General features: G+C 67.2%; 12 protein-coding genes. 5 read left to right on the top strand and 7 right to left on the bottom strand.

Features of this window, described 5'->3' with window-relative positions:
• Window positions 1–66 precede the first annotated feature (66 nt).
• From ACWGSK_RS16135 to ACWGSK_RS16150, 4 genes are all read right to left on the bottom strand, one after another.
• Complete coding sequence (locus ACWGSK_RS16135; protein ID WP_358508554.1) at window positions 67–1,368, bottom strand: dihydrolipoamide acetyltransferase family protein; 1,302 nt, start codon at window positions 1,366–1,368, stop codon at window positions 67–69.
• Between the two features lie 11 nt (window positions 1,369–1,379).
• Window positions 1,380–2,396: an alpha-ketoacid dehydrogenase subunit beta gene (locus ACWGSK_RS16140; protein WP_304077291.1), complete on the bottom strand. Its 1,017-nt coding sequence runs from the start codon at window positions 2,394–2,396 to the stop codon at window positions 1,380–1,382.
• 16 nt (window positions 2,397–2,412) lie between these two features.
• Entirely contained in the window at window positions 2,413–3,516 is a 1,104-nt protein-coding gene (pdhA, locus tag ACWGSK_RS16145) for a pyruvate dehydrogenase (acetyl-transferring) E1 component subunit alpha (protein WP_358508551.1), read from the bottom strand.
• Window positions 3,517–3,996: 480 nt separating this feature from the next.
• Complete coding sequence (locus tag ACWGSK_RS16150) at window positions 3,997–4,674, bottom strand: GntR family transcriptional regulator (RefSeq protein ID WP_358508549.1); 678 nt, start codon at window positions 4,672–4,674, stop codon at window positions 3,997–3,999.
• Window positions 4,675–5,452: 778 nt separating this feature from the next.
• Between ACWGSK_RS16150 and ACWGSK_RS16155 the strand changes: the two genes are divergently transcribed.
• Together ACWGSK_RS16155 and ACWGSK_RS16160 are read left to right on the top strand one after the other, a co-directional pair.
• Window positions 5,453–6,169: a phosphatase PAP2 family protein gene (locus ACWGSK_RS16155; RefSeq protein WP_358508591.1), complete on the top strand. Its 717-nt coding sequence runs from the start codon at window positions 5,453–5,455 to the stop codon at window positions 6,167–6,169.
• A gap of 185 nt (window positions 6,170–6,354) precedes the next feature.
• Window positions 6,355–8,400, top strand: coding sequence for a heavy metal translocating P-type ATPase (locus ACWGSK_RS16160; RefSeq protein ID WP_452456112.1), 2,046 nt, complete (start codon window positions 6,355–6,357; stop codon window positions 8,398–8,400).
• A gap of 393 nt (window positions 8,401–8,793) precedes the next feature.
• Here the strand turns inward: ACWGSK_RS16160 and ACWGSK_RS16165 are convergent, their stop codons facing one another.
• The 3 genes from ACWGSK_RS16165 to ACWGSK_RS16175 all read right to left on the bottom strand — a co-directional run bounded on the left by ACWGSK_RS16165 (window position 8,794) and on the right by ACWGSK_RS16175 (window position 10,827).
• Window positions 8,794–8,970 carry a hypothetical protein gene (locus ACWGSK_RS16165; RefSeq protein WP_452456113.1) on the bottom strand — a complete coding sequence of 59 codons (177 nt, stop codon included), beginning with the start codon at window positions 8,968–8,970 and terminating at the stop codon, window positions 8,794–8,796.
• Between the two features lie 814 nt (window positions 8,971–9,784).
• Entirely contained in the window at window positions 9,785–9,976 is a 192-nt protein-coding gene (locus tag ACWGSK_RS16170) for a DUF397 domain-containing protein (protein ID WP_452456114.1), read from the bottom strand.
• Between the two features lie 11 nt (window positions 9,977–9,987).
• Window positions 9,988–10,827, bottom strand: a complete 840-nt coding sequence (locus ACWGSK_RS16175) for a helix-turn-helix domain-containing protein (protein WP_452456115.1) — start codon at window positions 10,825–10,827, stop codon at window positions 9,988–9,990.
• A gap of 273 nt (window positions 10,828–11,100) precedes the next feature.
• Here ACWGSK_RS16175 and ACWGSK_RS16180 point away from each other — a divergent pair, with 273 nt between their 5' ends.
• Genes ACWGSK_RS16180 through ACWGSK_RS16190 form a run of 3 tightly spaced genes read left to right on the top strand, consistent with a single transcriptional unit; the run spans window position 11,101 to window position 12,202 of the window.
• Window positions 11,101–11,643 (top strand): hypothetical protein, encoded by a 543-nt coding sequence (locus tag ACWGSK_RS16180; RefSeq protein ID WP_452456116.1) that lies wholly within the window; start codon window positions 11,101–11,103, stop codon window positions 11,641–11,643.
• On the top strand, window positions 11,643–11,993 hold the full coding sequence (locus ACWGSK_RS16185; RefSeq protein ID WP_452456204.1) for a hypothetical protein: 351 nt from the start codon (window positions 11,643–11,645) through the stop codon (window positions 11,991–11,993). Before ACWGSK_RS16180 ends, ACWGSK_RS16185 begins: the two co-directional genes overlap by 1 nt.
• Complete coding sequence (locus ACWGSK_RS16190) at window positions 11,990–12,202, top strand: hypothetical protein (protein ID WP_452456117.1); 213 nt, start codon at window positions 11,990–11,992, stop codon at window positions 12,200–12,202. The genes ACWGSK_RS16185 and ACWGSK_RS16190 overlap by 4 nt, the downstream gene beginning before the upstream one ends.
• Window positions 12,203–12,303 lie beyond the last annotated feature (101 nt).

Below are 12,303 nucleotides of genomic sequence, written 5' to 3' on the forward strand. Positions count from 1 at the left end.
CGCCCCGGCCGGAGGGCCCGACCGGGGCGTTCGACTTCGCCGACGCACGGAAGCGTCGCCGATGACCTACAGGATGATCCGCATGGGCTCTTCGAGGATCTCGGCGAGGTCCTTGAGGAACGCGGCGCCGACGGCGCCGTCCACCGCACGGTGGTCGACGGACAGTTCCAGGGAGATGCGGTTGTGCACCCGCACCTCACCGTCCACGACCGTCGGCTCCGGACGCATGGCGCCCACGGCCAGGATCGCGGCCTCCGGCGGGTTGATCACCGCGGAGAAGCTGTCCACGCCGAACATGCCCAGGTTGGACACGCTGAACGTGCCGCCGCTCATCTCCTGCGGCTTGAGCTTGTTGTCGCGGGCCTTGCCGGCCAGGTCACGCGTGCGGGTGGAGATCTCCGACAGCGTGGCCTTGTCCGTGTCGTGCAGCACCGGAACGACCAGACCGGCGTCCACGGCCACCGCCACACCGACGTTGACGCGGTGGTGCTGGACCAGCTTGTCCTCCACCCAGGAGGTGTTGACCGCGGGGTGGAGCTTGAGCGCGGTGGCGCACGCCTTGACGATCAGGTCGTTGAAGCTGATCTTGACGCCCGTGCTCGACAGCTGCTCGTTGATCTGGGCACGGAAGGCCTTGAGGGCCTCGGCGTCGATCGCGCGACGCAGGTAGAAGTGCGGGACCGTCTGCTTGCTCTCGGTCAGACGGCGCGCGATCACCTTGCGCACGTTGCTGGTCTTGAGTTCCTCGGAGTCGCGACCGTCGTCGAAGGACCGCGCCGCGGACGCCTCGGCGGGCGCGCTCGGAGCGGCCTTCTCCGCGGCGGGGGCGTCCTTGGCGGCGTGCCCGTCCTTGGCCGCGGCCTCGATGTCGGCACGCACGATCCGACCCTTGGGGCCGGAACCCTGGACCTTGGTGATGTCCAGGCCGTACTCCTTGGCCAGCCTGCGGGCCAGCGGGGAGGTGCGCGGACGCGGGCCGTCGACGTCGCCGGCCGGAGCGGTGGGCTCGGCGGGGGCGGAGGAGGTCGCCTCGGCGGGCTCGTCCTCGCCCTTGGCCTCGTCCTCGGGCTCGGCGGCCTTCTCCTCGGCCGCGGGAGCGTCAGAGCCACCCGACTCCTCGGGCACCGCGTCCGGGGAGTCGCCGATGATGCCGATGACCTCACCGATCGCCACGGTGTCGCCCTCGGAGGCGGTCTGCTTGACCAGGTAACCGTCCTCGTAGGCCTCGTACTCCATGACGGCCTTGTCGGTCTCGATCTCGACCAGCACGTCACCGGAGGAAACCTTGTCCCCCACCTTCTTCACCCAGGTGGAGATGACGCCTTCCTCCATGGTGTCGGAGAGGCGCGGCATGTGGATCTCGCTCATTGAATCTCCCTCTACCCGACCCGTTTGCCGACGGCGCTCAGGGTCTCCTTGATCACGGTGCTGATCGACTCGATCGACGGCAGGGCCGCGGTCTCCAGCGGCTTGGCGTAGGGCATCGGCACCTCGGCCATCGCCACTCGACGAACCGGAGCGTCCAGGTAGTCGAAGGCCCCCTCCTGGATCGAGGCGGCGATCTCCGCGCCGATCCCGTAGGTGAGCCAGTCGTCCTCGCAGATGACCGCGGAACCGGTCTTCTTGACCGAGTCCACGAAGGTCTGCCGGTCCAGCGGACGCAGGCTGCGCAGGTCGACGACCTCGACGCTGATGTCGTCCTCCTTGGCCAGCTTCTCGGCGACCTGGTTCGCGACCATGGCCATCCGGGAGTAGCCGATCAGCGTGATGTCGCTGCCCTCGCGAGTGACCGCGGCACGCCCGATGGTGGCGGCGTTGTCGTTCTCGGGCTCGGCGTAGTCGTCGGGGACCTCACCCTTGGAGTTGTACAGGCCCAGGTTCTCCAGGAACAGCACCGGGTCGTCGTCGCGGATGGCCGCGCGAAGCATCGAGGAGGCCTCGGCCGGGGTGCTGGGAGCCATCACCTTGAGGCCGGGGATGAAGGAGTAGAACAGCTCGATGTTCTGGGAGTGGGTCGCGCCCAGCTGCTGGCCGCCGCCCCCGGGGGTGCGGATGACCAGCGGAACGCTGGTCTGGCCACCGAACATCCCGTAGATCTTGGCGGCGTGGTTGATGATCTGGTCGATGGCGATCAGCGAGAAGTTGATCGTCATGAGTTCGACGACGGGGCGCAGACCGAGCATGGCGGCGCCGACGGCCGCGCCGACGAAGCCCTCTTCGGCGATCGGGGTGTCCTTGACGCGCCGGGGGCCGAACTCCTTGAGGAGACCCTCGGTGATCTTGTAGGAGCCCTCGAAGACACCGATCTCCTCGCCAATGACGAGGACGTTCTCGTCGCGCACCATCTCGGCGCGCAGAGTGTCCCGCAGAGCCTGGCGGTATGTGATCACGGACATGTGACTGGTTCCTTCCCTACTCCGCGAACACCGGGTCGGCGGGCATGCGCCGCGACTCGTTGGGAACCGGGGTGGCGTACGTGTAGTCGAAGAGCGTGGACGGGTCCGGGTGCGGGCTGTTCTCCGCGAAGTCGGCGGCCTCGGCGACCTCGGCCTTGACGGAGGCGGCGATCTCCTCGCGGAGTTCGTCCGTGAGGACGCCGGCCTTGGTCAGTTGGGCGTCGAAGATCGTGATGGGGTCGTTCTCGTCGGACCGCGCCTCGTCCTTCTGTTCCTCGGTGCGGTACTTGGCGGGGTCGACGACGGAGTGGCCCTTCTGCCGGTAGCTCCAGGCCTCCAGCAGGAACGGGGTCTGCTCCTCGCGAGCGCGCTCGACCAGCCTGGCGGTGGTGTCGCGCACGGCCAGGACGTCGCGGCCGTCCACCCGCTCACCCTCCATGCGGAAGGCGGCGCCGCGCTTGTACAGATCGGGCTCGGCGGAGGCCATGTCGACGGTGGTGCCCATGCCGGTGAAGTTGTTGATCACCACGAACACGATGGGCAGGTTCCACAGCTTGGCGATGTTGAGGGACTCGTGCCAGGCGCCGATGTTGGTGGTGCCGTCGCCCATCTGGCACATGACGACCTCGTCACCGCCGCGGTAGGTGACGGCCAGCGCCGCGCCGGTGGCCAGCGGCAGCTGTCCGCCGACGATGCCGTAGCCACCGAGCATGCGGGTCTCGGTGTCGTACATGTGCATCGACCCGCCCCAGCCCTTGGCGACGCCGTCGACGCGCCCGTAGAGCTCGGCCATGACCCGCTTGGGGTCCATGCCCTTGCCGATCGCGTACCCGTGGTCACGGTAGTTCGTGAACAGGTAGTCGCGCTCCTGGAGGGCCGTCATCAGACCGACGACGGTGGCCTCTTCGCCGAGGTTGAGGTGGCAGTAACCGCCGATCCGGGCCTGGGTGTAGGCCTGGCCGGTGCGTTCCTCGAAGCGCCGGATGAACAGCATCTGGCGGTAGTAGTCGAGGAGCGTCTCCGGCTTCTCGTTTCCGAGACCGGTCGTGTCCTTGCGGGTGCGCCGCTTGGCCGTGGAGGCCCGTGCGGTCCCGCCCTTCGGCTTGGCCGTGTCAGCCATGTCGTGCCTTTCTACGTACGAGAAGGCCTGCCCTCCCGACCTGTGGGTCGGGTGGCCTGGCCCGCTCGGGCCCCGCTGTCAGGCGTGGCCCGAGCGTGTGTCGCCGCCGGGCTCATCGGCGGCGACACAGTGGCTGTTGCGGGGAGCGTCCATCGGGGCCGTGGCGGGGCCCGCGTGTGGACGCGAAGTGAGTCGGGTCGCGTGTGCAGTTGTCGCGCCGAAACCCTTGAGGGCATTGCTTCCCGGTCTGGAGGGCGGTAAGCATGCGCGGAGAGGTGGTCCGAGTTCGTTCACCGGCCGGATGAACGACACCGTGCCACCAGGGCGTACGCGTGTAGCGGTGTGACGTGTGTCGCGCACACTCTACGTTCTGATCGATGATCGATCAATACAACTTTACGGGAGATACCCGAAGTTTCGCGCATAACACCAGATCGACCCCGGATCCCGGCACCGAGACCCGGTCCGGATCGGGTTCCTTCAGTGCCTGCCCTCGTGGGTCTTCAGCGCCGCCTCGACGTAGTTCAGGACGTGGTCGCTGAGCATCTGGCCGACGGAGGGGTCTCCCTCACGGAACGCCTTGGTGATCTGGGCGTGGTCGGCCGCCTTTGCGTGCAGTTCCATGTCGAGCCACCGCACCGAGAGCGCGGTCCACACCTCCACGCCCAGGGACTCCCAGGTGTGCAACAGCACGCTGTTGTTCGCGGCCCGCACGACCTCGCGGTGGAACTCCACGCTGTGCCGGATCTGGTCGGTGACGTCGCCCCTGGCCGTCGCGTCCCGCAGGGCCTCCACCTCGCGCTCCAGCGGCGACGGGTCCTGGGCCAGACGCGGAGCGGCCAACTGGGCGGCGACGAGCTCCAGGCCGGCACGCACGGGATAGATCTCCGCCATGTCCTGGACACCGAACGCCCGGACCCTGGCGCCCTTGTTGGGCACGGTCTCGATGAGACGCAGTGTCTCCAGCTCGCGTAGGGCCTCGCGGACCGGCGCCTGGCTCACCTTGAGTTCGGTGGCGACCCGGCGTTCGACGATGCGCTCGCCCGGCTGCCAACGACCCGACAACAGGCCCTCGACCAGAACCTGCCGGATCTGCTCCCTCAACGGCTCACGGGCCAGTTTCGAGGGATCATCCGGCAACTGCGGGAGGTCGACCATCCAGGGCCCTTCCGTTCTCCGTCCCGGGTGCGACCGGCTTCGAGGCCCGCACACCACTGTCTGACAAGCTCTTTGAAGAGTGCCACACCCTGGTGGGTCGACCGGACCTTCGGGCACGGGGTGCTAACGAAAGCCTCACGAACGGATCGCGGTCAGGTGAAGCGGTCGAATCGGCCGGGGGAGGCTTCGGCAAAGTCCGAGGTAGAAGGATCACATTCGTGTCGTCGAGGCGCCAATGGCATAGCGTGGCCGGGTAGGCTCACCTGTCGGCGATATCTGGAAAAGGCCGGATGAAATGTAGTGGACCTCACGGCCACAGCTCAAGATGCCGCCTGACCTGCGTGAACGGAATTGGAGTGGGGCCGGCGCGGGTGGGGGACATCGATGACGACGATCTGTTCGCCTTGGAATGCCGAACCTGCGAAAAGCCGGTCGCGAACACCGCGAACCAGCCTGAAGGTTCGGTCGTCGAACCGGGTGCGGGGGGAGGAAAACGCCCCTCGGTACGTTACCAACACCAGGTGTCGACCCCGAGGCCGTCAGAACCAGTCCGACAACCGCGGCTAGCCCGTCCCCCACGCCTCAGCAGTGCCACAGGCAAGCCCACGACGTGTGAGACAGCACTGAGCACATGACGCATTCTCCGAGGGCCAGGCACACACGGTCCAGACAGAAACCTCCGCCTCACGAACCGGAACGGCGCAGACCCGAACCCGGTCCGTACAGCGGTCCCATACCCGTGGTCCGAGCCGATGAGCTCGCCCCGGGGCCGCCGGTCGTGCGCGCCGTGAAGTGGCCGAGCGTGAGCGAGATCGCGTGGGGGCTCGCCTCGGACCGACTCGCGATCATGCTCTTCGTGGCGCTCATCGTCGTGACGATGCTCGCGGCCGGGCCGCTGCACCCGGTCGACAACTTCCTCAACGACGCGTATCGGCCCTACTGGGACGCGCTGCGCGAGCCGCTGATCTACTGGCCGGACAACGTGGCCTCCCGTTACGTGGCCCTGCCGGTCCTGGGCGTGACCGCGGTCCAGCTGGCCTACTGGCACCGGAGTTGGCGGCCGATCATCCTGGGGGCGGGCGGCGTCTTCGGGGTGATGTCGATGGTCTCGGTGATGAAGCTGTTCATCAACCGGGGGCACGCCAAGTACCACGACCCGGACTTCTTCGCCGGGGCGGGGAACGTGGCCTTCCCATCGGGGCACGGGGCCAACGCGATCCTCATCTACGGGCTGGTGCTGTTCCTGATCATCAGGTTCGGCGCGGCCCGACCACACATCATCAAACGCCTGGCGTACTGCATCGTGGGCATCGCGTTACTGCAGTCGACCGTGTCGATCTACCTACAGTTCCACTGGTTCACGGACCTGCTGGCCGGGATGATCGCCGGGGGGTTCGCGTTGCGGCTGACGATCCGTCTGGACCGGATGATCCCGCACGGACACACCGTCCACTGGTGGCCCTGGTACGGCAAGGAATCCGAGGTCGCGGCCTAGGTTCGACAGAAGGACACGGGGAGCGTCCGTCGAGGAGATCGACGGGCGCTCCTTTTTCTTCGGGGAACACGCCTCGATTCGGAATACCCCTAGGGGGTATGTTTCGTTGAAGGAAGTGAGCGACACCGCGGACATCCGCGCCGAAGGCACCCCTAGAGGGGGTTCGCGGGGGAAGGAATGTACACATGAACACGGGCACCCACGGTCACCCCGATCACACGGGGCACGATCACGGCCACAACGACCACGGCGGGCACGGGGGCCATGGCGACCACGCCGCCATGTTCCGAAAGCGGTTCTGGTGGAGCCTGCTCCTGAGCGTTCCGGTGGTGTTCACCAGCCACATGGTGGCCGGCTGGTTCGGCTACGACGTCCCCGACGCGCTCACCTGGGTACCGCCGCTCCTGGGCACCGTCGTCTTCCTCTACGGCGGATGGCCCTTCCTCGCCGGTGCGCCCGCCGAACTGCGCGATCGCAAACCGGGCATGATGACCCTGGTCGCCATGGCGATCACGGTCGCCTTCGGCTCCAGCCTGCTCGCCACGTTGGGTGTGGTCGGCATGGAGCTGGACTTCTGGTGGGAGCTCGTCCTCCTGGTCGTGGTGATGCTCCTCGGCCACTGGCTGGAGATGCGGGCGCTGGGCCAGGCGTCCGGAGCGTTGGAGGCCCTCGCCGAACTCCTGCCCGACCAGACCGAACGCGTGGGCGCCGACGGTGAGGTCGAGGAGATCCCCATCGCGCGACTGGTCGCCGGCGACACCGTCCTGGTCCGTTCCGGTGGGCGTGTGCCCGCCGACGGCACCGTGCTCCAGGGCCGTGCCGACGTCGACGAGTCGATGATCACCGGCGAGTCCCGCACGGTCACCCGAACCGACGGTGACCGCGTGGTCGCCGGGACCGTCGCCACCGACTCCGCCCTGCGGGTTCGGGTGGACGCCGTCGGCGACGACACCACGCTCGCCGGAATCCAACGGCTGGTCTCCCAGGCTCAGGAGTCGCGCTCACGTTCCCAGGCGCTCGCCGACCGGGCGGCCGGACTGTTGTTCTGGTTCGCGCTGTCCGCGGCCGTCATCACCTCGCTCGTCTGGGGGCTGCTCCTGGGGGATTCGAGCCAGGCCGTCGAGCGAACCGTCACGGTGCTCGTGATCGCCTGCCCCCACGCCCTCGGTCTGGCGATTCCGCTGGTCATCGCGATCTCCACGACCCTGTCCGCGCGCAACGGCATCCTGGTCAAGGACCGGCTGTCACTGGAGCGCACCCGCCTGGTGGACACGGTGCTGTTCGACAAGACCGGCACCCTCACCAAGGGCACTCCCGCGGTCCTGGACATGACCGCCATGGACGGTGAGTCGCCCGAACGCATGTTGTCCCTGGCCGGTGCCGTCGAGGCCGACTCCGAGCACCCCTCGGCGAAGGCGATCGTCAATGCGGCCCGCGAGACCGGTTCGCTCCCCAGGGCCACCGACTTCCAGTCGCTGCCCGGACACGGTGTTCGGGCGACCGTGGACGGGATCGACGTGCACGTGGGCGGGCCCGCCCTGCTGGAGTCCCTTGGGCTCACCGAGCCCGAGGAACTGGCCGAACGCACCCGTCCCTGGCGGGAGCAGGGCTCGACCGTGCTGCACGTGATCGACGATGGGGCCATCCTCGGAGCCTTGGCCCTGGCCGACGAGGTCCGACCCGAATCCGCGTCCGCCGTCCGACAACTCAAGGAGCAGGGCCTGCGGGTGGCCATCGTGACCGGTGACGCTCGCAACGTCGCCGACTCCGTCGCCGGCAGGCTCGGTCTCGACGAGGTGTTCGCCCAGGTGCTGCCCGACCAGAAGGACGCGGTGGTTCGTGATCTCCAGGAGCGCGGCCGCCGGGTGGCGATGGTGGGCGACGGGGTCAACGACGCACCCGCCCTCGCCCGTGCCGACGTCGGTATCGCCATCGGCGCGGGCACGGACGTGGCCATCGAGTCCGCCGGGGTGGTGCTGGCCTCGGACGACCCGCGAGGTGTGGTCTCCGTCCGGAAACTGTCCAACGCGGGCTATCGGAAGATGATCCAGAACCTGGTGTGGGCGGCGGGGTACAACGTCGTCGCCGTGCCGTTGGCGGCGGGTGTCCTGGCGCCGATCGGGTTCGTCCTGGCTCCGGCCGTTGGTGCGGTGCTGATGAGCCTGTCGACCATCATCGTCGCGCTCAACGCCCAGTTGTTGAGGGGGCTGGACCTGCGCCCCACCGACTGACCCGGCCCGACCTCGATTTCCAGGGCTGGAAGCCGATGCATTCGTGATCATTTCCTAGCGGCGCAGACCCCCGGCTTCAACCGTGGGGAGGAAGTCGAGTAGCCGGCGCATTCGGTGGCGAGTCGGAGTTATCCACAGCCTGTGGAAGTCAGGGGTGACACGCCTTGGCCCTATGGCGCATGGTGGCTGTATCGGGGGAGTTCGGTCTCCGTCGGCATCGCGCTGTCCACACTTCGATGGCCTCGTCGCGACAGGGCTTCGGTCCTCGTCCTTTCGGTATCCGTCCGACCCCACCCTCCGGAAAATACCGGAGGAAATGAAAGGCCTCTGCTGCGAAGACACATCGCGGCAGAGGCCTTTCACGAGAGATCGGCTGCTCTCGAACCAGCGCGGCTAGCGAGCGAAGAGCGTCCAAGTGCCACCGCTAGTTTCGCACTTCCACTCGGTGTAGTCCACGTACGGCTCGGCCAGGTACTCCTTGGCTTCGGCGACGCAATCGTCCATCGTGCCGGAGGCGCCGCCGACCACGTCCCAATCGGCCTCCGCGGCGGACGCGGTGCCCGCGCTCATCGGGAGAACGACCGCGGCGGCGCATGCGACGAAACCGGCGGCGGCAAGAGAACGCCAGGACTTCATAAAACCTCAATCTGATGCTATACGGACTGGTGGCGGCCGGTGCGACCAAGAGAAATGCGTCATCGAACAGGGAGGAGTCTCGATGCCTCGCTTTCCGATGGTTCGCAGGGCGGCGATCGGGGGCGCCTGAATCGAATATGTGCCGATCGCTTCCTGTCAAGGCTGCCTTCATCAGGGTAACTGAAGACCGCATCAATTCGAGATAAAGATATACATGAGTATTTGTCCACATGGGGAGTGCGGATAAGGAGTGCGGAGATGGGTTGCATCCCGGGTCAAGGACGCTCCGCCACAGGGGGAGGCATGGGCGGGATTCTCACCGCGACACCGAAGCGATGATCAGGGTCTTCGTCTTCACCGGCTACGAGCCTGCGGTGGCCCTGATGAGCGAGGCCCACTCGGTAGAGGGGAGGTCGGCCGCCCCTGGGTCGAGTGTTCGGAATCCCGGACCGCTGTGCCGGTGTGGGAGTCGGCGACCTCAACGCGGCCGTAGCCGGTCGCGCTGGAGTCGGGCTCGCGGAAGTTATCCACAGCCTGTGGAAAGTGGAGGTGACGCGCCCTGCTCCCATGGCGCATCGTGGCTGTATCGGGGGAACTTCGGCCTTCGACGGCATCGTGCTGCCCACACTTCGAGGCCTTGTCGCGACAAGACCCCATTCCACCGGACGGCTGCTGCGGGTAGGGTGCCGGACGGATGAATGCGAAGAAGGCCCCGACCGGAGATGTCGGGGCCTTCTTTCCGTTTCGGCTAGGGCTGCTTGTGGCAGGTGGCCGCAAGCAGTGCCGTCCACTCCGTGGAGCAGAAGGACAGATGTCCGGCCGCGCGGTTTTGAGTATCGCGTACGGCCGAACCCCTCGGGAGATCGGCGACTTCCACGCAGTTGTCGCCTCTGCCGCTGTAGCTGGACTTGCGAAAGTTCAAGGGGGTGGTTGAAGCCATGGTCGTCCTTGCTAGATGAGTGATTCCAGGTACTGGACAGAGTCCTCGGGGGAATCAGCCGAGCTGCAGATATGGCCGAAGATCGACACGTAGTTCTGGATCGCTTCTGGCTGTTCCAAGTACAGGTCCTCGGTCGCGGTCTCTATGTAAACCAACGGCAGGTCTGCCGGGTCGGGGAAGTCCAGGATCATGAAGGCGCCCTCCATGGCTGCATGCGAACCAGCTCGATCGCGGAGGACCTGGATGTCGATGTTCGGGCGTTCCGCCATGGCGGTGAGATGCCGAATCTGCTCGGTCATCACCTTGTCTCCACCCACCCGCTTGCGGAGTGCCGCCTCATCTATGACCACCCAGACGTGAGGGGCGCCTTCGGAGGCGAGGATCTCTTGGCGGCGCATGCGCCCAGCCACCTTGCGCTTGATGTCCCCATCACTGAGGACTCGGCTGCCTCGGAGGACTGCTGCGGCATAGTCGGGTGTTTGGAAAAGGCCCGGGATGAGAAGCGCCTCAAAGGTTCGGATCATGCTGGCGCCGGACTCGAAGTCGGCCAGGCCGCCGCGTAGGACGTCCTTGAAGTCGACCCACCAGCCGCGCACTCGGGACTCACGCGCGAGAGACACGATGGCTTCCTGCATGTCGTCCGGCAGCTCGTAAAGCTCGGCCAGATCCTTCATGTCGCGCACAGAGGGGAGTTTCCACTCGTTGCGCTCCATGCGGGAGAGCTTGCCGGAAGACCAGCCCAGTTCCTTGTTCACGGAGTCGATCTTGAGGTTGCGTTCCTCTCGCATGTTGCGAAGAAGCGCAGAAAGACGTCGCCGTCGTGCACTGGGGCTGTATCTACTGTCGGCCACGCTGTGTCACCTCCTAGCTCGCACGATCATAGGGCAGCCTCAGGAAAGCAGACATATTGCCCAAGTGCGAATCACATCTTGCTAATTTTGATATGTGTATTGCATCATGTCTCTACGCATTCAACCTGGCCGTCCTCATCCAGCGGCCACCTGCATCAGGAGGTGCGCGCCCATGGCGCCCTGCTGTCCGAACCCCTTGCCTGCCGACGTGACGCACCGGAGTCGTATCGACGCGATCGGTATCCACCTCGCCCCCCGTGTGGAGGCCGTGCGATGACCTACCTCGCCTCGGCCGACCTCCTGGCCGCTCGCTCCCTGGCCGCTGAATCCGCCTTCTCCCTGGACCACCGCGTCGACCTGCCGGTGAAGCGCTCCGCACTCGGAGGCAGCGTCGGGGGAGAGGGGAACCGGGCCCGCACCTTCGACTCGGGAATCGACGCCGCCGTGCTCCCCGCCCCCAAGGGCAGGCATCACCGGCCCGAACCGGCCCCCGAACCCGAACCCGTGGACGAGGACACCGGTTTCACGGTGATCGACCTGCGCGACCAGGACACCGGATTCCGGATCCGTACCGAACCCGACCACCAGCGCGGACCCGGGGCCCTGGCCATGGTCATCGAACTGGACGCCTACCGCACCCCTCCGGGCCCGCCACCCACCACGCCTTCACCGGCCGAAGCCGGGCCCGTGCGCAGGCGAGGCCGCCGGGTACGCGGGTACGTGCGCGACCTGGAACCGGACGAGCGGGCCGAGTTCGCCACCCTGCGCAACACCATCCGCGCCTACCTTCGTCGACCGGGAAGGCGGGCGGCGTGATGGAACTGTGCCAGGCCCAAGGCGCCACCGGGCGGGGTGAACACTGGTACTGCATCGGTCGGGCCGACCACCCCGGCCCCCACACCGACGACCACGGCCGAGCCCGCCACCTTCCGAGCGAAGCCCTCCAAGAACTCGCCCACCGCTGGGGCCGCACCCACCGGGTGGCCTACACCGGAAGGCTGTGGGTCGCCGTGCACCGCGACCCGCACACGCACTGGCGCACCGAGATCGAACCCACCCCCGAACTCCTCGAAGTCCGCCTACGCGAGCACCACGGCCCACCGCCGGGACCGGCGCCCGAACTCGAACCCGGAGCGGTACCGCGACAGCGAGGAGCGACCCCGTGAAAGCCGACGACACCGGCCAGAGCCGGCCCTACGACCCGACTCGCTACACCCCGGACCTCGACGAGCACGGTCAGGACACCAACCGTCCCCTGGACGAGGAGGAGACCGCAGCGCTGAATCGTCTGGACAACGGGCAGGGCTGGCTCGAACAAGGCCGCCGATTCCACCGACTCCACCGTCCGCGCACATCAGAACGCAAGCATGTCTAGACCCCCACGCCCCCGCGCGCCCGGGCCCTCCTCCGACCCACCCCGGGCACGCGGGTTCGACCTCGGTCGGGGCCGGACCCGCACGCCCGGTCGGACGCGTC

Source organism: Nocardiopsis sp. NPDC055551 (assembly GCF_053619415.1).